14 protein-coding genes and 1 tRNA gene are annotated in these 22031 nt (G+C 68.3%); 4 read left to right on the forward strand and 11 right to left on the reverse strand.

From position 1 onward, the window contains the following. Positions 1 to 145: 145 nt before the first annotated feature. From QHF89_RS17085 to QHF89_RS17100, 4 genes are all read left to right on the forward strand, one after another. A complete protein-coding gene (locus QHF89_RS17085) occupies positions 146 to 2710 on the forward strand; it encodes an efflux RND transporter permease subunit (RefSeq protein WP_136969337.1) in 2565 nt (854 codons plus the stop codon). Positions 2711 to 2738: 28 nt separating this feature from the next. Beyond that, positions 2739 to 3815, forward strand: a complete 1077-nt coding sequence (locus QHF89_RS17090) for a glycosyltransferase family 4 protein (protein ID WP_136969336.1) — start codon at positions 2739 to 2741, stop codon at positions 3813 to 3815. Positions 3816 to 4196: 381 nt separating this feature from the next. Then, positions 4197 to 4631: a SpoIIAA family protein gene (locus QHF89_RS17095; protein ID WP_136969335.1), complete on the forward strand. Its 435-nt coding sequence runs from the start codon at positions 4197 to 4199 to the stop codon at positions 4629 to 4631. 64 nt (positions 4632 to 4695) lie between these two features. Continuing rightward, the gene (locus QHF89_RS17100) at positions 4696 to 5676 is read left to right on the forward strand and encodes a glycoside hydrolase family 19 protein (protein ID WP_284720594.1); all 981 of its coding nucleotides are present in this window, start codon (positions 4696 to 4698) and stop codon (positions 5674 to 5676) included. An 11-nt stretch (positions 5677 to 5687) separates the two neighbouring features. Here the strand turns inward: QHF89_RS17100 and QHF89_RS17105 are convergent. The 11 genes from QHF89_RS17105 to QHF89_RS17155 form a co-directional block, all read right to left on the reverse strand. Next, positions 5688 to 5761 (reverse strand) — tRNA-Pro (locus QHF89_RS17105). Positions 5762 to 5877: 116 nt separating this feature from the next. Next, positions 5878 to 8199 (reverse strand): S9 family peptidase, encoded by a 2322-nt coding sequence (locus QHF89_RS17110; protein ID WP_284720595.1) that lies wholly within the window; start codon positions 8197 to 8199, stop codon positions 5878 to 5880. A 44-nt stretch (positions 8200 to 8243) separates the two neighbouring features. Then, entirely contained in the window at positions 8244 to 9596 is a 1353-nt protein-coding gene (locus QHF89_RS17115) for a hemolysin family protein (protein ID WP_136969334.1), read from the reverse strand. A gap of 72 nt (positions 9597 to 9668) precedes the next feature. Beyond that, a complete protein-coding gene (locus QHF89_RS17120; RefSeq protein ID WP_232379579.1) occupies positions 9669 to 11030 on the reverse strand; it encodes a glutamate--cysteine ligase in 1362 nt (453 codons plus the stop codon). A gap of 49 nt (positions 11031 to 11079) precedes the next feature. After that, complete coding sequence (locus tag QHF89_RS17125) at positions 11080 to 12024, reverse strand: homocysteine S-methyltransferase family protein (protein ID WP_284720596.1); 945 nt, start codon at positions 12022 to 12024, stop codon at positions 11080 to 11082. 201 nt (positions 12025 to 12225) lie between these two features. Continuing rightward, complete coding sequence (locus QHF89_RS17130) at positions 12226 to 15030, reverse strand: VWA domain-containing protein (RefSeq protein WP_136969332.1); 2805 nt, start codon at positions 15028 to 15030, stop codon at positions 12226 to 12228. Next, entirely contained in the window at positions 15027 to 16922 is a 1896-nt protein-coding gene (locus QHF89_RS17135; RefSeq protein WP_136969331.1) for a vWA domain-containing protein, read from the reverse strand. The genes QHF89_RS17130 and QHF89_RS17135 overlap by 4 nt, the downstream gene beginning before the upstream one ends. 3 nt (positions 16923 to 16925) lie before the next feature. Beyond that, entirely contained in the window at positions 16926 to 17873 is a 948-nt protein-coding gene (locus tag QHF89_RS17140; RefSeq protein WP_136969330.1) for a DUF58 domain-containing protein, read from the reverse strand. A gap of 14 nt (positions 17874 to 17887) precedes the next feature. Then, the gene (locus QHF89_RS17145; RefSeq protein WP_136929880.1) at positions 17888 to 18892 is read right to left on the reverse strand and encodes an AAA family ATPase; all 1005 of its coding nucleotides are present in this window, start codon (positions 18890 to 18892) and stop codon (positions 17888 to 17890) included. Positions 18893 to 18944: 52 nt separating this feature from the next. Then, positions 18945 to 20945, reverse strand: a complete 2001-nt coding sequence (locus QHF89_RS17150; protein ID WP_136969329.1) for a hypothetical protein — start codon at positions 20943 to 20945, stop codon at positions 18945 to 18947. A 287-nt stretch (positions 20946 to 21232) separates the two neighbouring features. Then, positions 21233 to 22012, reverse strand: a complete 780-nt coding sequence (locus QHF89_RS17155) for a response regulator transcription factor (protein WP_136969328.1) — start codon at positions 22010 to 22012, stop codon at positions 21233 to 21235. Between the last annotated feature and the right edge of the window lie 19 nt (positions 22013 to 22031).

Genomic DNA, 22031 nt, shown 5'->3' on the forward strand with positions numbered 1-22031 from the left:
TTCACGAGACGGTGCGTAGGCAAGGTAGCGGCGAGCACATTCTCACCCGGAGCTTTCCGGCGCGCGGGCTTGCAGGGCCTCTCGCGGGCGTGCACTATCCCCGCGTCCCTCGGCCGTGGATCCCGCGCCGAGACGCGCTTTTCCAATGCACGAACGTACTTCCCCCCGGCCTTTCCGCGTCCTGGGTCGATTCCAGGCGCGCCGGCCTTTTCTGGTCCTTCTCCTGGCCCTGCTTTCGCTCGTGCCCGCGGGCTTCTTCGCGACGAAGATCGGCTTTCGGCCCGATTTCTCGGAGTTATTGCCCGACAACAAGGACAGCGTGATCGAGATGCGCCGGGTGTCGGCGCGGCTCTCGGGCATCACCACGCTGACGGTCACGGCCGAGATCGCGGACGGGAAAAACGAGGCGGCGCTGCGGGCATTCGTGGACGCGCTCGCGCCGAAGCTCCAGGCGCTCGGATCGCCGTGGGTCGAGCAGGTCGACTGGAGCTCGCGGGAGACGAAGGCGTTCTTCGACGAGAACAAGCTGCTCTTCGCGGAGCTCGCAGACCTGCAGAAGGCGCGGGACGAGGTCGTCGCGCGGTACGAGTACGAGGTCCAGAAGGAGACGGGGGTCCTGCTCGACGAGTCGGATCCGCCGCCGCCGATCACGGCGGCTTCGCTCAAGGAGCGGCTGACGGGGAAAAAGGCAGGCGAAGCGCCGGCAAAACCGAAGCCCCAGGCGGAGATCGATCGAGGTCCGCACCCGAACGGGTATTACATGAGCGCCGACGGCAAGTTCGCCGCCGTCATCGCGCGCACGAGCCTGTCGAAGAAGGCGGACCGCGAGGAGCTGCGGCGAAAGATCGAGCAGGTCGTCGAGGAGATCGGGCCGAAGAAGCTCGATCCGACGATGGAGGTCGGTTACACGGGGGATCTCGTCATCAGCGGCGAGGAATACGACGCGATCGTGCGGGACCTCGGGGAGGTCGGCGTGGGCGGGGTGCTCGGCGTGCTGGTGCCGGTGCTCCTGTTCTTCCTGCGGGTGCGGACGGTGCTCGTGATGGCGGGCAGCCTGCTCGTGGGGCTCGTGTGGACGTTCGGCCTGACGTATTTCACGATCGGATACCTGAACAGCTCGACGGGCTTTCTGGTCTCGATCATCGCCGGCAATGGCATCAACTACGGCATCATGTACATGGCGCGATACCTGGAAGCGCGCCGGGACGACAATGCCGACGTCGAGGAGGCGATCGAGGCGGCGCACAAGGATACGTGGCTGCCGACGCTCTCGGGCTCGGCGACGACGATGCTGGCGTACGGCTCGTTGATGCTGACGGATTTCCGAGGCTTCAAGCACTTCGGGGTCATCGGCGCCTACGGGATGCTTCTCTGCTGGCTCGCGACGTACCTCTTCACGCCGGCGCTGCTCGCGGCGACGGAGCGGGTGCGCCCGGTGTATTTCCCCGGAAAGGAGAAGACGAAGGCGCGCGGCTATTATGGCGTGCTCTTCGCGAAGCTCGCGCAGGCGGCGCCGCGCACGCTGGGAGCGATCGGGGTCGTGATCGGGCTCATCTCGGTGGGGCTCACGTATCAATATTTGACGAAGGATCCGATCGAGTACGACATGCGCAACATCCGCAGCGAGCGGCGCGACAAGAGCGCGGCGCTGTCGCTGTCGGTGCGCGTGGGGTACATCGTCGGCCGGATGTCGCAGGACGGAATGGCGGTCATGACCGACCGCCTGGAGCAGGTCCCGCTGCTCGAAACGGAGCTGCAAAAGCGGCTCGAAGCGGCGCCCGCGGACGCGAAGCCGTTCGAGAAGGTGGTGACGATCCACTCGCTAATCCCGAAGGAGCAGGCGGAAAAACTGCCGCTCATCGAGGACATCCGGCGCATCGTGCAGAAGGCACGGAAGCGGAATTTGATCTCGGACGCGGACTGGGCCGAGATCACGCCGTACGTGCCCGCGGAGGAGTTGAAGCCGATCGCGATCGCGAGTTTGCCCGAGACCGTGGCGCGGCCATTCACGGAGAAGGACGGGACGCGCGGGCGCATCGTGTACATCGTGCCGAAGCAGGGCCAGAGCGTGTGGGACGCGCATTACCTCATCCGCTGGGCCGATAGCTTCCGGTCGACGACGCTGCCGACGGGCGACGTGATCAAGGGATCGGGCCGCGCGGTGATTTACGCGGACATGATCCAGGCCGTGGTGGAGGACGCGCCGAAGGCGGTGGGGCTCGCGGCGATCGGGGTCGTGGTGATCATCCTGATCGCGTTCCGCGGCAGCGCGCGGTCGCTCGGCGTCTTCGTGCCGTGGCTCTTCGGCGTGTCGATGCTGCTCGGGTTCTTGTACCTGCGGGGCATCAAGCTCAATTTCTTGAACTTCATCGTCCTGCCGATCACGTTCGGGATCGGGGCCGAGTATTCGCACAACCTGATGCAGCGATATCTCTCGGAGGGCGGCGAACGGCTCGATCGGGTCTTCACGGAGACGGGCGGCGCGCTCGTGCTCTGCTCGATGACGACGTGCATCGGGTATTTCGCGCTGATGTTCTCCATCAACAAGGGGATCGCGAGCTTCGGGCTGGCGGCGGCGGTCGGGGAGATCGCCTGCCTGCTCTCGGCGGTGCTGATCCTGCCGGCGTTCCTCGTGTGGCTGGAACGCCGTCGCAAGGCGGCGCAAGGCGCGGCCGCAGAGGCCGAAGGCAGCGGCGGCCAGGCCGCCTGAAACCCCTCCTTCCTTCGATTCTCGTCCGATGCGTATCGTATATCTTGCCCCGAACATCCCGGTCCCGGGCACGCATGGCGGCTCGACGCACGTGTCGAACGTCCATCGCGCGCTCTCGAAGCGCCACGACGTGCTGCTCTATTGCCGCGCGGGATCGACCCAGCCGGGGGCGCTCGCGCGCGGGTTCAACCTGCACCCGGTGCTGCAAAAAGGCTTCTTGCCTGTGGCGTTCGCGCGGGTCGTCGGCGCGGTGCGCGCCTTCCGGCCCGACGTGATTTACGAGCGGTATTCGGCGTTCGGGCTCGGGCCCATGCTGGCACGCGCGACGGGCGCGCCGTGTGTGCTCATGACGCTCGACCGGGACGCGAGCGCGCTCTCGTTTCGGTATTCGGACCGCATCGTGGCCACGAGCGCGGAGTTCATCCCCGAGGAATACCGGAACAAACTAAGGATCGTGCACTGGGGCGTGGACGTGGACGGGCTCGTCGGCAAGAGCGGCGAGGCCGTGCGGGCGCGGTATGCGCCGCGCGGGGAGCGGATCGTGCTTTACACGGGAAGCTTCCCGGACTGGCACGGGGTCGAGGTGCTGGTCGAGGTCGCGCGGTCGTGGGCAGGGCCGGATGTAGTGTTTCTGCTGGTCGGGGACGGGCAGGACAAGCGGCGCGTGGAGCGGCTGGCCGCGTCGCGCGGGGTCGCGGGGCGGGTCGTCTTCGCGGGGCGGGTGCCCCACGGGGAGATCGGGGCGTACATCGACGCGGCGGACGTGTGCGTGGCGCCGTATGCGCCGTCGAAGCACCCGATTTTCCGCGTGTACGGCATGAACCGGGACCCCATCAAGGTGCTCGAGTACATGGCGCTCGGAAAGGTGGCGGTGACGATCGACACGCCCCGGATGCGGGAGCTGTTCCAGGCGGACGAGGAGGTGCTCCTCTACCGGGCCGAGGATCCGGATGCCTTGCGGCGGACGCTCATGAACGTGCTCACGGACGCGGAGCTCTGCGCCCGGGTCGGCTCGGCAGGCGCGTCGCTCGTTCGGTCGCGGTACACGTGGAGCCACCACGCGGAGGAGCTCGAAGCCGTGTTCAGCGAGGTCGTTCGACGCTGACCGTCCCGCCCTAACGCGGCGCGGTAGCCCTGGGAAGGAAAAAGTCAAGGCGCGCTAAAAGAAACTTGCACGTGTGTCACCGTCCTGTAACAATCAGTCCTTCGACTTGACATGGAGGCGGCCATGATGCGCGAGCGTGTTCACCAAGTTCTGAAGTTCATGGGACTGGCCCTTGCCGTCGTCTTCCTCGGCCCGGGCGTGGAAATTACGTCCCAGGACGGTCAAGGCTGAGCGGGGGCGGGCCCTGGAAGGCCGGGGCCCTTTGTGACCTGGACGTGCGGGTGAGTCCCGCACGCGACGGTCGCGTACATTCGTTCCATACAGACTTGACCCTCGAGGAGGGTCAGCCTACGAGCGCGGAGAGATATCGACGGGGCGGCGATGACTCTCCAGACGCCGGTGAGCGCGGATCGCGAGACCTTGACGGTCGGGACGCATCAGCTCGCCCTGGAGCCGCCTGACATCGCGCTCGTGCGATTTGTGGGGGACTTGAGTGACGCGGACGTCGCGCGCATCCTGGACGCGTTCGAGGGCTTCGCGACGGCGACGGGGCGCGCGTACCTGCTGCTCGACGTGGCAGGCGTGGGGCACGTGACGCCGGAGGCGAGGCGCCTCGCGGCGATGCGGCAATTGCCGCCGGCGTATGCAGGGCTCGTGGTGTTCGGGGGGACGTTCCAGCAGCAGCTCGTGGCGAAGCTCGTGACGACAGGGGGCTGGTTTCTGCGAGGGCGGGCCCTCGGAAAACCGATGCCCGTGTGCGTGAAGGACGAGCGGGCAGCGCGGGCATGGCTCGTGGAGCAACGCGGCGCGCATTGAGGCGAAAACCACAGGCCCACGCCGGTGTGGATTTCAAGGGCGCCCCGGGTGACGATGCCGGGTCATGAAGACCCGGTGGACGAGCTTGATCGTGGCCATGGCGCTGGTCGGCGTGGCTTGCGGCGACGGTGAGGGAGGCGCGGGCGGCAGTGGCGGCGCGGGCGGCAGTGGCGGCGCGGGCGGCAGTGGCGGCGCAGGCGGCAGCGGTGGCGCGGGCGGCAGCGGTGGCGTCGGAGGAATGGGCGGCGCTGGGGGAATGGGCGGCGCTGGGGGAATGGGCGGCGCCGGGGGAATGGGCGGCAGCGGCGGCGGCGGCGGCAATGGATTCGCGGCGATCGTCTCGAAAGAGGTCTACGACGCGATGTTCCTGCACCGGAACGCGCTCTACGCATATGAATCGCTCGTCGCCGCGGCGGAGACATTCCCGGCATTCTGCAACGAGGGCAGCCTGGACGATCGGAAGCGCGAGGCGGCCGCATTCCTCGCGAACATCTCGCACGAGACCACGGGCGGCTGGCCCGCGGCCCCGGACGGCCCCCATGCGTGGGGCCTCTATTTCACGCAGGAGGTCGGCTGCGAGAACGGGGGCTGCACGGGGTATTGCGACGCGACGAACCAGCAATGGCCTTGCACGCCGGGCAAGACGTACCACGGGCGCGGGCCCATGCAGCTCTCGTGGAACTACAACTACGGGCAAGCGGGCGCCGCGCTCGGGCTGCCGCTCCTGACGGATCCGGATCTGGTGACGTCGAATGGCACGGTGGCCTTCCGGACGGGCGGGTGGTTCTGGATGACGCCGCAATCGCCGAAGCCGTCCTGCCACGACGTGATGACGGGGACGTGGACGCCGTCGTCGCAGGATCAAATGCTCGGCCGGGTGCCCGGGTTCGGGATGACGATCAACATCATCAACGGCGGGCTCGAGTGCAACCAGCCGACGAACGCCAAGGTGGAGGACCGTGTCGGGTTTTACGAGCGATACACGCAGATGCTCGGCGTGGATCCTGGCCCGAACCTGTATTGCGACAAGATGCAGTCGTATTGAGGCAGGCTGGGTCGGGGAGGTGGGATTTGAACCCACGACGACGAGCACCCAAAGCTCGTGCACTACCGGACTGTGCGACTCCCCGGTGCGCCACCCGCTGTCGGGCACCGCGCGGCGGCACTCTAGACGACGTCCCGACCTAGAGCAAGGGGCTAGAAGGGGCTCGGCCTAGCTCGCCCGAGCCCCCTCCCCCACGGACACCTACCGCAGGTTCTCCGCGAAGTATTCGATCGACCGCTGGGTCGCGTAGAGGCGCGCGGCCGGCGCCCGGTAGCCGTGGCGCTCGCCGGGGAACACCATCAGATCGAAGCGTTTGTTCGCCGCGACGAGCGCGTCGATGAGCTCCGCCGTGTTCTGGAAATGCACGTTCTCATCCATGAGCGCGTGCAGGAGGAAGAGCTTGCCGCGGAGGTTGCCGGCGAGCTTCGTCAGATCCGCCGCTTCGTAGGCCTTCGCGTCCTCCTTGGGGCTGCCGAGGTACCGCTCGGTGTATGCGCTGTCGTAGAGCCGGAAGTCCGTCACGAGCGAACCGGCGACGCCCACGTGAAACCGATCGGGCGCCTTGAGCAACGCGAGCGCCGCCATGTACCCGCCATAGCTGTGGCCAAAAATGCCGACGCGGCTCGCGTCGACGTACGGGCGCTTGGCGATGGCGTCGAGGCCGGCGATCTGGTCCTCGAGCTCGACGTGGCCCATGTTCTTGTAGAGCGGCGCCTCGAACGCCGGGCCACGCCCCGACGTACCGCGGTTGTCGAGCTGGAACACGACGAAGCCCCGATCCGCGAGGTGCTGCCACAGGAGGGACGGCGACCACATGTTGAGGACCGTCTGCACGCCCGGACCGCCATAGACCATCACGAGGACCGGATACTTCTTCCCGGGCTCGATCACGCGCGGCGGGAGGAGCGAGCCATACAGCTTCACGCCGCCAGGGCCGTCGACCGTCACGATCTCCGGCGAGCGCACGCCGAGCGAGGCGAAATCGGCATCCATCGGGAGCGTGAGATCGCCGATCACGGCGCCCCCGAGCTCGCGAATGACGACCTTCGGCGCGCGATCCTTCGCCGAATGGATGTCCATGACGATCTTCGCGGTCCGATCGACGCCCGCATAATGCACGCCGGGCTCCTCGGTCCAGCGCTTCGTCTCGCTGCCGTCGAGCTTCACTGAATAAAGCTGCCGGTCGAGGTGCGCTTCCTTGTCATCCGCGATGTAAAAAACACGCCCGCCCGCCTCGTCGACGCGGCCGAGGAGCTGCACGTCCCAGTCGCCCGAGGTGAGCTGCTTGATCGGCGCGCCCGTGGCAACGTCCCGGAGCTCGAGGTGGATGTGCCCCCCGATGTCGCGCGTCCACAAGAACCGCTTGGAATCGTCGAGCGGCTTGAACGAGGCCGGATCGAGCCACGTGGCCGAGGTCTCCGAAAAAACCTCCTTCGTCTCGCCGCTCTTCGCGTCCACGCGCACGAGCGCGCGGCGCTTCTGGAGGCGATCGAGCGTCTGCAAATAAAGGGAATTGCCGTCGGGCGCCCAGTGGAAACGGACCATGTAGCGCTCGGCCTCGGCAGGCCATTTCAACCAGGTCGTCTTCTTCGTCTTGAGATCGACGATCCCCGCGCGGACCTTGGGGTTCTTGTCACCCACCGCAGGGTACTTCTGCATCATGAGGTCCGGCGTCTCGCCGCGATACCCGAGCACCGGATGCTCGGGGACCTCGCGCTCGTCCACGTCGAGATACGCAATCTTGTCGCAGCCCGGGGACCAGAAAAACCCGTGCGGCTCGTCGAGCTCCTCCTGCCCGAGGAAATCACTCTGCCCGCGCGTGGTCCCCGCAGGTCCGCCCGTCGTGAGCCGCGTCTCCTTGCGCGTCGCGACGTCCACGACCCACACGTCATCCGAGCGGACGAACGCGACGCGCTCGCCCGAGGCGCAGATCTGCGGATCGAGCTCGGGCTCCTTCGTCTCCGTGAGGCGCGAGATCGCGCCGTCCGTCTTCCGGACGAAGACGTCTCCCGACGAAGGCAAGAGCATGACAGGCGCCTTCTCGGCCCACTGGTACGCGACGATCCCCATCGCCCGCTGTCGCTGGCGCTCGCGCCGGAGCTCCTCCTCGCGCGAGAGCGGCTTCGCGCTGCCCGGGAGATCCGAGGCGCGGAGGAGCACCTTCGACGTGCGCGTCGCGAGGTCGAACGCGAAGAGCGACATGGTCATGTCCCCCGACTCGCTCGCGAGGTACGTGACGAGCTTGCCGTCGGGCGAAGGCATGGCCATGCGCGGGATGTTCCACCCGGGCTCCGGCATCTTCACCAGGCGCTCGTACGTGATGGCGCTCTTCTCAGGCCCGAGGATCGTGCCGCGCGTCGGATCGGCCGCAGGCGCCGCCGTCTTGGGGGCGCCTTCCGCCGCACGATCCTTCGTCATCTCGTTCAAGAGCGGCCGCTTCGGCCACGGCTCGCCGGCCCCGCCGCAACCGGAGAGCACCCCCGCGAGCGCAAGCACGCCCGCCAAACCCTGTGCCTTGTGCATGCCCCCCGGTTAAACCGAGTGCGAGCCCGAGTCCACTCCGCCCATCACTCGGGCAGCGCGCCGCCCTCCGCCTCGGCCGCCGACGGTGGCGGCGGCGGCACCGACTTGTCCGTCGTGATGATGCGGACGCGACGCACGCGACGGCCGACGACGTCGGTCACGACGAGCGTGTAGCCCTCGCACTCGACGCGATCCCCAGGCTCGGCCGGGTGTTCGAGCCGTTCGAGGATGTAGCCGCCCACGGTCTCGACGGTCTTCGCCTCGGGCAGGAGGACGATCCCCGCGTCGCGCTCGAGGTCCGCGAGGAGGACACGGCCGTCGACCTCCACGAGGCCCGGACCACGGCGATGGATCGGCGGGACCTCCTCGTCGTTCTCGTCCCGGATCTCGCCGACGATCTCTTCGAGCACGTCCTCGATCGTGACGAGTCCGACGAACTCGCCGGTCGGGCTCGTCACGATCGCGACGGGGATCTGCTTGGCCTGCATCTCCAGGCGGAGGCGCTCGACGGAGGTGGTCTCGCGGGCGAAGATCGGCTTGCGGAGGAGCTCGGCGACACGCGCGGCCTTGCGACGGCCCGAGAGGACGTCGAAGAGGTCACGCAGGTGCAGGTACCCGAGCACGGTGTGGCCCTGGGCGTCGAGGACGGGATACCGCGAGTATCCGGCCTCCGCGACGATCTTCACGGCCTCGTCGATGCTCATCGCAGCCCGGAGCGTCGCGGCCTCGCTGCGGAGCGACATGACGTGGCGCGCGGTGCGGCGGCGCAGATCGAAGATGCGCACGAGCATGCTGCGCAGGGCGGGATCGAGGCCGGCGGGGCTGCGCGTGAGGAGGATGCGGAGCTCCTCGGAGGTGTGGGCGATCTCCTCTTCGTGCGCGGGCTGGAGGCCAAAGAGGCGGACGAAGCCGTTCGCGGCGGAGTTGAGGACCCAGATGATGGGCCACATCAGGAGGAAGAAGACGTGGAGCGGCTGCGCGGCCCAGAGCGTGACCTTCTCGGTGCGCTGGATGGCGAGGGTCTTCGGCGCGAGCTCCCCGATGATCGTGTGCAGCGACATGATCAGGGTGAACGCGACGCCGAGGGCGATCGCGCGCGTGGCCTCGGGGCCGACGCCGAACCGGAGGAGCGCAGGTTCGAGGAGGTGCGCGACCGCAGGCTCGCCGATCCAGCCGAGGCCGAGGCTCGCGAGCGTGATGCCGAGCTGGTTCGCCGAGAGGTAGGCGTCGAGGCGCTGCGACATCGCGAGCGCCCGCTTGGCCCGCGCGTCGCCGCTGCGCACGAGCTGCTCCAGGCGCGACGGGCGCATCTTGACGATGGCGAACTCGGAGGCGACGAAAAACGCGTTCAGCAGGATGAGAAGCGCCGTCGCGAGCAGATAGAGAATCGTCGACATCGTCCGAACCCCGTCCCCCAAGGAGCAGGAGAGCGCGCCGAGCGATGGCTCGTTCTCCCTGCGAAGGCGGCCCTAGATGCGAGCCCGCACGAGGATCTCGCGGCGCAGATCCGAGCTGGCTTCGAGGCCCTCGACGAGCGCGTCGGCAGGACACTGGCCCTTCTCGACAAGGCTGCCGAGGCGCGCGAGGTGCACGCGCTCGTCCTTGCCATTGCGCATTCGCGCCCGCCGCGCGAGCCCGCCCTCGGCGATCACGAGCACGCGCTCCGCGAGCGCCGCGAGCCGCTCGCCGCGGAACGTGGCCCCGAGCCCCTTCTCGGCGATCGCCGGACGGAGCGCTTCGAGCTCGGCATACGTGAAACTCTCGGTGAGCGCCTCGGCTTCGTCGAGGGCCCGATCGTCGTAGAGGATCCCCGTCCAGAGCGCCGGCAGCGCACACGTGAGCGCGGCCGACTGCGAGTCCGCGCCGCGGACCTCGATCGTGCGCTTGAGCCGCACCTCGGGGAAGAGCGTGTTCAGGTGCGTCTGCCAGTCGGTCGAGGTGGCGCGGGTGTCCCGGAAGCCGTGCTTCAAGAAGCTGCGGAAGGACTGGCCCGTGTTCTCGAGGACGGTCTCACCGCGCTTGATGAGGAACATGGGCGCGTCGAGCGCCCACTCGACGTAGTCGACGAAGCGCTTGCCGCGCTCGAGCACGTTCTCCAGCAGCCCCTGCCGCGCGGGATCCACGCTGAGCCACGTGAGCGCGCGCCGGCTCTTGCCACCCCAGAGGCCGCCCTCGACGAACGGGGAGTTCGCGAACATGGCCGTGGTGACGGGCGAGAGCCGGAGCGAGACGCGGAGCGCGCGCATGGCGCCCTCCTCGCTGGAGTAGTCGAAGTTCGCCTGCACCGTGGCCGTGCGGCGCATCATGTCGAGGCCGCCCGTGCCGCGCGTCGGCAGGTAACGACGCATGATGCCGTACCGAGACTTCGGCACCCACGGCAGCTCGTCCTGCCGCGCGAGCGGATGAAACCCGACGCCAAGCCAGCTCAGGTTGAGCTCGCCCGAGATGTCGCGCAGCTCCGCGAGATGACCGCTCATCTCCAGGCAGATCTGGTGAATGTTGTCGAACGCGGCGCCGGAGAGCTCGAGCTGGCCGCCCGGCTCCAAGGTCACGGAGGCGCCCGCGCGTTCGAGGGCGATGATCGGGCCCGTGGGCGATTCGCGATCGATCTTCCAGCCGTGTCGCTCGACGAGCGCTTCGAGCACCGTGAGGACGCTGCGCGGGCCCTCGTAAGGAAGGGGCGCCCCGGTCGTCGTGTCGACGCCGAACTTCTCGGCTTCTGCGCCGATGCGGTAGCGATCGCGCGGCTTCATCGCCGCGTGGAAGGGGATCAGGAGGTCATCGATGCCGCGGATGATCTCCGCCTGATTCGAAAGGCTCGCTTCGGCCATCGTTCGTGGTTCTCGGACTGTTCGAGGGGAGTTGGGGCGCAGATCAGGCCTAGACGGCCTGCGGCCACATCGGGGAGCGCTCCGAGCCGGAGCCCTTCGGGCCAAGCACACGCGCGAGGACTGCGACGTGTTTTGCCGTGGTCCCAGCACCACCGCCGACGAACCTCGCCCCTGCGTCCACCAGACGTTTGCACGCCGCGGCCCACGCTTCCACCGATGTCGTGGTGTCTGGTACGCCATGTTGGCACTCGGGGCTCGCCGCGAGCAGAACCCCGACGCGCGGAGCCCCCGCGCGCAGCACGATCTCCAGCGCAGCCTTGGCCGCACTCTCGCTCGTTACGTCGACGAGCACGGCATGCACGCCCGCCTCGACCGCGGCGCGTGTCCCCTCTTCCAACGAGTCCCCATCGACGACACGCTCGCCGTCTGATGTCTCGAGCAACGCCCACGTCGGGAGCTGCGTCGCACACGCGCTCACGATGGCCGAGAGCCGCGCCATGCGCGCGAGCTGCGTGCCGTGCCGGAACGCCTCCGGCGAGAAACCGCGCGCGATGATGAGGTCGCAACCCGATGTCGACAGGCGCGTCGCGTGCATCGCGTACTCTTCGGTGATCCGCTCCGGCAGCGCCGGCGCGATCCAGCGCGCGCCGAGCAGGCCCGCCACCACGACGGGCCGATGCGCCGTGCCCACCGCCTCGATCGCGAGGTCGACCGCCGCGCCCGTGAGCGCGGCCGAGCGGAACGCCATCCCGATCTGCGCGAGCGCCCGCGGCATCGTCTCGTCCGTGACCGCTACGATCACATCCGATCCCGCAGCGATCTCCTGGCGATAGTGCTCGGAGACGGCGGCGGGGTTCTCACGCACGGCGCGCCCGAGGGGCGCTGCGCCGGAGGTCTCCACGCCCCTCGCCGCGAAGGACGAGACCGGATCGCCACCCAGGACGAGCGGGCGCCCCGCTTCGAGGCGGGTCAGGAGGGCATCGAGAGAACTCACGTCATCACGCAGGGGTTCGGGGGCCGAGCTGGGAATGTCCAAGATCGGCCGAAGGTCGTCGACAGAAGGACGAACCTTCGTCCCCTTCTACCACTTCACCTGGAAACACGGAACCCGAGACGCGGCTGCCACGTGCATTTCCCGTCCGGGTCGGCGAGCAAGCCCGCACGTGCGCCCCCCACGGCCCGCTCCCTCCGCGCATCAAGCCCCCCGCGCAGAGGCCGCTTGCCCGGACGGGCGCGCCCCGCGCTTCGGCAGGAACTTGCGATCGAACAGGCGAACACGACGGACGAAGAGGTCGAGGAGGAAGACCACGATCGCCGCGTACACGAAGCGCGTCCACAGCTCCTCGTGGTACGTCACCTTCTCGCCGGCCGGATCGAAGATCGCCTGCACGGAGGCCGGATCGACGGACGCACCCGTGGCGAGGGCTGCCTTCTCGAGCGTCGGGAGATCGGCCTCGAAGCTCGCGTACTCCTTCGGATACGGGTTCGACACGTGGCCGAAGCTCACGGCGACCTGCTTCATCGATCCGCCCTCGGCCTCGCGCATGTGCTCGGCGCGCAGCAGGAAGGAGCCGTACTTGTCGAGCGGCTCGTCGACCTCGTACCGACCAGGCGCCGTCTGCCGGAAGTCGACGACCTTCGTCTCGCCGCCGGGCACGATGATCGAGAGCTTCGAGGTCAGGTTGTTCTCGAAGCGCTCGTCGGCCCCAAAGGCGTCGACGGAGGCGCGCAGCCGCCCGCCCACGACCTCGGCCTTCATGTCGAGCTCGCGCCGATGCTTCTGCCGCATGTGCTCGTGCACGAGCTGGCCCCAGAAGCGCTCGAAGCCCGGCCACCGGAGCCACTCGACCGCCCAGCGCGACTTCACGTCGCTCGTCCACGCGAGCGTCCAGCCGAGACCCACACGCCAGCGCGCGAGGATGGGCTCCTGCGTGTCGCTCTGAAGCAGCTCCACCGCGGGCGGCGGCTTCATCTTCGTCGAGACGTAGCCGTGCAGGTTTGGCGCGGTGCGCACATCGATGCCGCGGAGGAAGGCCGCGTCGCCGACCTGCGTGACGGGGAACCACTCCTCGACCGCGGCGGCGCGCGCGATCATCTCCGTCTCCTTCGTGAAGACGCGCGGCAGGTTGTTCGCGTCGCCGACGGCGTGATACCGGCCGCCACCGACGTCGGCGATCATCTTGAGGAGCTGCTCGTCCACGTCGCCGCCGAGGCCGACGGTCGTCACCGTGATCGACTCGGCGATCATGGCCGAGACGAGATCCCGGATGCCCGAGTTCGACGCCTTGCCGTCCGTCAACAAGACGACGTGCTTCTTGCGGGCCTGCGTGACCGTGAGGTCCTGGTAGGCCGCGTCGAGCGCCGGGAAGATCTCCGTGCCGCCGCCCGGCTGGATGCGCGCGATGTCGCCCTGGATGCGCGAGCGGTTCCTCGCCGGCTGCATCTTCACGTACCGCGTCGGCGCCGAGTCGAAGGCGATCACCTCGATCAGATCGTCGGACGAGAGCACGCCCGACGTGGCCTTCGCCGCGGCCTTCGCCATCTCCAGCGGCAGGCCGGTCATCGAGCCCGAGCGGTCGATGACGAGGACCATCGCGACGCTCGGCATCTCCTTCTTGCGCTCGTTGTCCATACGGACGGGCAAGAGCCGCTCGATCGTCGAGTGGTACCAGCCGCCGAGCCCGTAGCCCGCCTCGCCGCCCGCGAAGAGGAAGCCGCCGCCGAGATCACGGACGTACGTCTCGATGAGCTCCTGCGCCTGGAGCGACACGGCGTCCTTCGGCGTATCGCTCAGGATCACGAAGTCGAAGCGCTCGATCTCCTTGATCGAGGCCGGAAAACCCGCGGGCGGCCGCACGTCGACGTCGAGCTGCTGCGCCGTGAGCGCGCTCGAGAGCGGCCCCGCGTGCTGCGGCGTGCCCTCGATGTAGAGCACCGCCGGACGCCCGGGGACGTCGATCGTCGTGGAGAACTTGTTGTTCTCCTTGAACTTGTCGGCCGGGATCTCGTCGACCTCGAACGCGTACGTCACCTGGCCCGCGATACGCACGACGCTCTTGAAGATGACGTCGTTCGGGCCGGCCTTGAGATCGAGCTCCTTGATGCCTTCGAGCCCGTTCAGCGCCTCGCCCTGGTAGAGCCGCGCGCGCGCCTTCGTCGCCCGCGTCGCGTAGATGTCGGCGTGGATCGCGAACGTCTCGCCGACCTTCACGCGCTCCGGCATCTTGAGCTCGCGCACGGCCACCTCGGGCGGCGCAGGCCTGCGGTACGGGATCGTGAAGAGCTTGATCCCGAACTCCTTGGCGCGGTTCGACTCGGCGAGGAGATCACCCTCGGTCTGCACGCCGTCCGTGAGAAGCACGGCGCGCTTCAAGTAGCCCTGCGGATAAAGGCCGTACGCGAGCTGGAGCGCGGCCTGCAGGTTCGAGCCTGCGCCGAGCGACTCCGACTGCGCCTTGTCGGCGCTCTCGTGCCGCGTGATCGGCGGAGGCTTCGCGTTCTCCTCGCCCTCGGCCTCCGGCGCCTCCACGACGCGTGGCCGCTTGGCGAACGTGACGAGCTTGACGATGCCGTCCTTCGGCTTCTCGGCCCAGGCCCGCTGCACGGCCGCGCGCGCGTCGTCGAGCGCCTCGTCCGTAACGGAGTCCGAGACGTCGACGAGGTAGACCGTGCAGACCTTCTCGGTCGTGGCCGTGCGCGCGAGGCGCGAGAGGCCGAGCGCGAGGAGCGCGACGAACGAGATGCGCAGCAGCACCGAAAGCACGCGCTGCGGCCACGGCAGATCGGCGAGCGACTGCGAGAGGACGGCGACGAACCACGGCGCGAGCAGGACCGCCCCGAGCATCTTCGGGTTGAGCAGCTCGTAGGTGATCCCATGGCGCACCCACGTCAGCGTGGGATCGGGGTGCAAGAGGACGAAGCGCCGATAGGCCCAAAAGAGGAGCCCAGCGAGCGCGAGGCAGGTCGAGACCCAAGCGATGACCCGAAGGCGCTTGTTCACACCGTCACCCTCCGATGGAACGTGAGCCACTCGATCGCGGTGACGAGGAGCACCGCGGCGAGCAAGTAGATCCAGATCTCGCGCCGCACGCCGACCTTGAACTCCCCGACGGGCCCCGCCGCGCGCCCCCCGACGACGAGCTCCGTCGCCGGCTTGATCACGCTCTCGGCCGGATCGACGAGGTTCGCCGCGAACGTCGTGGTCTCGTCCTGCCCCATGGACAGCTTGTAGAAGCCCGCTTGCTGGCCGAGGAAGATCGCGCGGCCGTCCTTCACGGGCACGCTGCGCTTCGTTCCGTCGGGCAACTCGAGCGTCGCGGTCTCCGCCGCGGACGAGGCCGGAATCTGCCAGACCGCGCCCGTGCGGAAGGAGGAGATGTACTGGACATCCTCCTCGACGAACTCGTTGATCGTGTTGAGCAGGAAGAGCGGCCAGGAGATCCGCAGCGGGAAATCGCTCTCGCGGACGTCGAAGCCGAGCGCGACGAACTTCACGCCCGCGCGGGTGCCAGCGATCAGGATCGGCCCCTTGTAGCTCTTGCCGATCACCTTGTCCTCCTTCTCGCCCTTCAGCGGACGCGCGCGCCCGATGTTGACGTCCGAGAGGACCGTGTAGCGGAGGATCGGGTGCTTCTCGTCGAGCTCGTCGAAGCCGAGCCGATAGTTCGGATCCGTATCTTCGACGGGCTTGCCCACCTCGAACGGCACGTTCTCGCCCGAGGGGTTCAGGTAGAGCAGGCTGCCGCTGCCCGCCGCGACGTTCGGCGTCACGCCGTCGAAGATGGTCACGTCGAAGTTGCCCTTGGCCGGGTACCGCGAGGGATCGATCGTCGTGACCTCGAGGTACTCGTCGAGCAGGAGCGCGGCTTCGAGGAACATGTTGCCCGAGGTCACGACCTGCACGCGGGACCGCCTGCGCTCGGGCAAGAGCGCGAAGGCGTGATCGTCGGCGGGCAGATCGTCGCGGCTGCCGTTCGCGTACGCGATCTTCGCTTCGAGCGTCTTCGACGCGCCCGAGAGGTTCGGATAGAAGCGCGGCAGCCGCTCCTTGGGCCCGAGCCGGATCTGCGAGAGGTCCGTGAGCTGCCCGTCGCCGAAGAGCGAGAGCTCGACGTCGACCGGCTCGTCGTTCGTGTTCGTGACCTCGAGCATCACCTCGTAGCGGCTCTTGTCGAGCGGGTACCGCCGCACGGAGAAGCCCGTGATCGCCACGTTCGTCGCGCGGGATCCGATGGGCAGATACGAGATCCGCACATCGCCGAGCTCCACGGGTCCGGCGGCGTCGACCGCGGGGCCGAGCGCGCCGTCCGACACGACGATGATCTCCGGCGACGAGAGGCCACGCAGCGTGTCGGCCCCGAAGCGCAGGCCACGCGCGAAGTCGGCGCTCGCGTCGGTCGCCTTGATCGACGCGACGGCCGCTTCGAGGTCGGGGATCTCGCTCGTCATCGTGGAGAGCGGCGTCACGGCCGCGTCCATCTGCGCGATGAGCATGCGATCGCTGCCCGAGAGGCCGCGGACCATGCGCTTGACCTCGTCCTTCGCGGCCTCGATGCGCGACGGCGCGACGTCCGTGGCCTTCATGCTCGCGCTCGCGTCGACGAGCACGATGATGTTGCGACCTTCGAGGATGTTCGCCGCGGGCCGCGGATCGCCGAGCGCGAGCAAGAGCAGCGCGAGGAGCGCGAGCTGCAGGAGGAGCGAGAGGAAACGCTTCAACTGCGAGAAGAGGCTCGTCGCCTCCTTGTCGCGCAGGATGCGCTCCCAGAGCTTCTCGAAGGGGACGGCGACGGGGCGCCGACGCAGCTTCAGGATGTAGAAGACGACGACCACGCTGCCGGCGAGGGCGCCGATCTGAAGCAGGGTCGCGAGCGGGACGCCGACGAAATGCATGGCCTACCGGAGGAAGCCGCCGCGGCGGAAGACGCGGAGGATGAGCTCGTCGAAGGACACGTCGACGTCGGCGCGGAAGTAACTCACCTGGCGCGTCGTGCAGAACCGCTGCACCTCCTCCAGGTAGCCTTCGTACGCCTGCTGGTATTTTTCGAGCACCTTGGCCGTGACCGTGACCTCGCGCTCCTGGCCTGTCTCGCAGTCGTAGACGCGCACGTCGCCCTTGATGTCGGGCCGCGCGTCGTTCCGATCGACGAGGTGGATCACGTAGGGCTCGAAGCGGTTGAAGCGCAGCGCATTGATCCCGCGCTCGAAGCCCTCCGGATCGTAGAGGTCGGTGAGCAACACGGCGAGGCCGCGGCGCTTGTGCTGCGCGACGAACGTCTTCATCGCCGCGCCGAGGTCCGTCGGGCCCTCGGCCTTCACGCCGTTGAGGAAGCGGAAGATGCGGAAGATGCGCGCCTTGCCGCGCGTGGTCGGCATTCGCCCGCTGACCTCGTCGGTGGCGGCGACGATCGCGATCCGATCGAGGTTCGCCAGGCCCACGTACGCGAGCGCCGCGCAGAGGCGCTTCGCCTGCCGGAGCTTCTCTCCCTCGCCGAAGCCCATCGACGAGGACGTGTCGAGGATGAAGTAGATCGCAAGATCCTCTTCCTCCTCGTAGAGGCGGATGAGGAGCCGATCGAACTTTTGGTAGGCGCTCCAGTCGAGGTAACGGATGTCGTCGCCGGGCGCGTAGTCGCGGTGATCGGCGAACTCGATGCCCGAGCCCGTCTTCTTCGTCCGGCGCTCGGCGCGCATCGCGCCCGAGAACACGCGGCGGCTCACCATCGCGAGGTACTCGAGCTTGCGCTGGAACTCGTCGTCGAAGAGATCGTCTTCGCCCGCCGCGCCGCCGCGGCGCAAGGACGGCTTGTCGGGCCGGAGCCCCAGGAACTCGAGCACACCCATGGCGAGGACGGTCCCTACTCGGCGGTGTCGGGGAGCTGCTTCATGATCGCGAGGAGGACGTCGTCGGTCTTCACGCCCTCGGCCTCGCCCTCGAAGTTGAGGAGCACGCGGTGCCGGAGCGCCGGCAAACACACGCCCTTCACGTCGTCCACCGACGCCGCGAACCGCCCCTCGAAGAGCGCGCGGATCTTCGCCGCGAGCAGGAGCGCCTGCGCGCCGCGCGGCGACGAGCCGAACTTGACGAAGCGCTTCACGAGGTCGAGCGACTTGCCCTCCGGGTGCGTCGCCTGGAGCAGGCGCACCGCGTAGTCCTGGACGTGCCGCGCCACCGGCACCTCGCGCACGAGCTTCTGCATCGCGAGCAGCCGCTTCTTGTCGACGACCGGCTTCGCCTCGGGCGCGTCCATGCCCGTCGTGCGATCGAGGATCCCATGCAGCTCTTCGCGGCCCGGGAAGGGCACGTGGAGCTTGAAGAAGAAACGATCGAGCTGCGCCTCGGGGAGCGGATACGTGCCCTCGCTCTCCAGCGGGTTCTGCGTGGCGAGGACGAAGAACGGCTCTTCGAGCGTGTAGCTCTGCTTCGAGACCGTGACGCGGTGCTCCTGCATCGCTTCGAGCAGCGCGCTCTGCGTCTTCGGCGTGGCGCGGTTGATCTCGTCGGCGAGCACGATGTTCGCGAAGATCGGCCCCTTGCGGAACGAGAGCGAGCGCTGCCCGCCCGCGCCCTCGTCGATCATCGTCGTCCCGAGGATGTCAGCCGGCATCATGTCGGGCGTGAACTGGATGCGCGAGAACTGCAGCTCCAGCGCCTGCGCCATCGTCCGGACGAGCATCGTCTTGCCGAGGCCCGGCACGCCTTCGAGCAGCGCGTGGGAGCCGGCCAGCATGCACGTGAGCACGCCGTCGACGACCATGCGGTTGCCGACGATGACCTTCCCCACCTCCTCACGCAGCTCGCCGATGCTCTTCTGAAAATCGGCGACCTCGGCGCGCGCGAGATCCTTGTTTTTCTCGGCCATCTCTTCCCCTATCGTTCTACTTGGAAAAACCAATCGTGCCCGCGCGCGCCGCTCACTCCCTGGGTCGAATGAGCTGGAAATAGCGGTGCACGTAGAAACGGTACCCGTCGGGCACCGTTTCTTTGTTGATTTGCTCCTCGGCGACGGTCTTGTACTGCGTGAAGACCTTCTTGTAGCCGCCGCCCCGGAAGCCCTTCTCGGCCGCCGCGAGGATCACCTCGCTGTTCGACGGGCCGCCGCCGCTGTCGAGGCCCTGGGCCTGCACGTCCTGCGTCCCCATCTTGGGATCGGTGCGCTTGCCGGCGATGTCGCCGTCGTGCCCCGAGCCGACGCCCTTGCCGCCCGGCTCCGTGCCCTGACCGCCCTGCCCCTGGCCCTCGCCCTGGCCTTGGCCTTGCCCCTCGCCCTGGCCTTGCCCCTGCCCCTGGCCGCCGCCGCCTTGCGACAGGACGAGCATCCGCTTGCCGCCGGGGCCGATCACCCACTGTTTGCCCTGACCACCGCTCTGCTGGCCGCCGTTCTGGCCGTTCTGGCCGTCCTGGCCCTCGCCCTCTTGGCCCTCTTGGCCCTCTTGCCCTTCTTGGCCCTGACCCTGCTGGCCCTGGCCCTGCTGCGGCTGGCCTTGCCCCTGACCGCCACGCGCGCGTTTGCCGAAGCGGAGCATGCGGGACATGCGCTGCTTGCCCGATTGCCCCTGCTGCCGGAGCATCTCGCGTAGCTCTTCGAGCCGCTGCCGGAGCTCTTCCTTCTCCTTCTCGGACATCTCCTCCTGCTGCATGCGGTTGATGTCCTCGGCCGCTTGTTCGAGATCCTCGGCGGAAGCGCCGAGCTCGCGCATCAGATCCTCGGCCGCCTTCGCGAGCGCGCGATCGAGTTTGTCGAGCTGCCGCCCGACGCGCTCTTGCTTCTCCGCCTCGCGATCGAGCCGCTCGAGCTCGCGTTCTTTCTTCTTGAGCAGGCGCTCCTCTTGCTCGTCCGGCGGGCCGCCGTCCTGCTCGTTCTTCTTTTGCTTCTTCTTGAGCAGCTCCTCGCGGACCTCGGCGCGCTTCTCGTTGATCGCGGCGCGCGCGTCCTTCTGCCGATCGGCGGCCTTCTTCAGCGCGTCCTTGAGCCGCTCCAGCGAGGCCTTGTCCGGCTTCTTCTTCGCGTCGCGCAGCCGCTCGGCGAGCTCCTTCAGGTCCTTCTTCGCCTTCTCGAGGTCCTTCTTCTTCAGCGACTCGCCGACCGGCTTCGAGAGCTCGCTCGATTCGAGGTCCTTGCCCATCTGCTCGAGCGCCTCTTCGAGCGCCTTCCGATCGGCCTCGGCGCCCTTCAAGAGGTCACGCTCGATGGCCTCCATCTTGCGGAAGGCCTCCGTGCGATCGAGCCGCTTGTTCGCGATGTCCTCGACGAGCTGATTGAACCGCTCGATCGCGGCCTGCACCTCGGGCGTCTGCTCCTTCTTCGCGAGCTCCTTCGCGGCCTCGCGGAAGAGCTCCAGATCGTCGTCCGAGAGCGCGACCGCGTCGATCGTGCGGAGCTGCGGCGGCGCCTCCTTGATGGGCGTGCGGATCTCGAAGAGCGCGAGCGCGACGGCGCCGACGCCGACCAAGAACGCCGCGAAATAGTCGGAGGGCAAACGAATCGGCGCGGCCTTGCCGGGCTTCAGATCCCGCACGTTCTCGCACGCGTCGTCGATGGCAACCTCCATGAGCGGCGTGCGGTCGGACGCCTTGAGGGCGTCGAAGGCGAGCGCGTTCGTGAGCCGGTCGTGGAGTTTGTGATGACGATCGAGCGCGATCGTGCCGGCGCGCGGCGGGAGCTTGCGGAGAAGGCCCACGAGCGCGACGGCGACGACGGCCGCGGCGGCGCCGATCAGGATGTGGCGCGCGCGCTGCTCGGAGACGTGGTCGGGGAACAACTTGCGGCACGCGAGGGTGCCCGCGACGACGGCGAACGCCAGCGTGAGCGCGTTCGGCAGGTAACGTACGGCCCGCGCGATGCGCAGCCGGAGCGAGACGATCGCGGCGGCGCGGCGGATGCGAGAGAGCCCTTGGGTACGGTGATCGCTCACGGTAGAAGTCGCTCCGATCGCCCCGGGAGGACCGATCGCCGGGAGGTGAGGGGCGTCATTGTAGCTGTTGACGTTTCGGGCGCCCGTAAGTTCCTACCCTCGGAACGCGCCGCGCAGCGCGATCTTACGCCCCACGCGCCGGGAGGATTCCCCCGAGGCGCGAGCGCGTTCGGGGCGCCCCCCTACCCGCCTCCAGGAACGTCACGGCCCGACGCAGCCACAAACGACGAAGGGCGCGTCGGACGAAGACCGTCCGCTGCGCCCTCCTCGTGCAGGCCTTCGCGCCGTCAGCTCGATCGACGCGCGGCCGCGCGCGGCTTCTTCGCCGTCGACTTCCGCCCCGCCGTCGCCTTCCCCTTCGCCGCCTTCTTCGCGGCCGGCGCCTTGCCCGCCGCCTTCTTCGTGGCCTTCTTCGCGGCCGCCTTCTTCGCCGGCGCCGCAGCCTTCGTGGCCACCTTCTTCGTGGTCTTGGTGGCCTTCGCCGCGGCCTTGCCGGCCTTCTTTGCGGCGGGCTTCTTCGCCGCCTTCTTCGCCGCCTTCTTCATGGCCTTCTTCGTCGCCTTCTTCGCGGCGCGCGCGGGCTTCGGCGGGGGCGCGGCTTCCTCGATCGGCTCCTCGTCGAGCTCGGCGTCGTCGAGCGCGCGGCGCGGCGGCATGTCCTTGCCGTACTTCGCGAGCAGCTCGCTGATCTTCTCGTCGAGCCTTGCGAACTCGAACGGCTTGTCGAGCCAACCGTCGGCGAAGAGCGGCGAGGTCATCGCGTTCATGCTCTCGCCGATGCCCGTGAGCATCAGGACCGGCGTGTTCGCGAGCGTTCCGCCCGCGGCGCCCGGCGCCTTGACGAGCTTCGCGACCTCCCAGCCGCTCATCTGCGGCATCATCACGTCGAGCATCACGAGATCGGGATGATGCTGCTGCGTGAGGCGCCAGGCGGTCTCGCCGTCGGCGGCATCGTGGACCTGAAAGCCGAGGGTCCTCAAATGGCGAGCCACCAGGCTCAGCATGGCGGGCTCGTCCTCGGCGACGACGACGGTGAGGGGCTTCGTGCTGGTGCTGGCGGACGACATCGTTTCGGGATGAGAGTAC

The sequence above is a fragment of the Polyangium sorediatum genome (assembly GCF_029946465.1).
GTDB classification, from domain to species: domain Bacteria; phylum Myxococcota_A; class Polyangia; order Polyangiales; family Polyangiaceae; genus Polyangium; species Polyangium fumosum.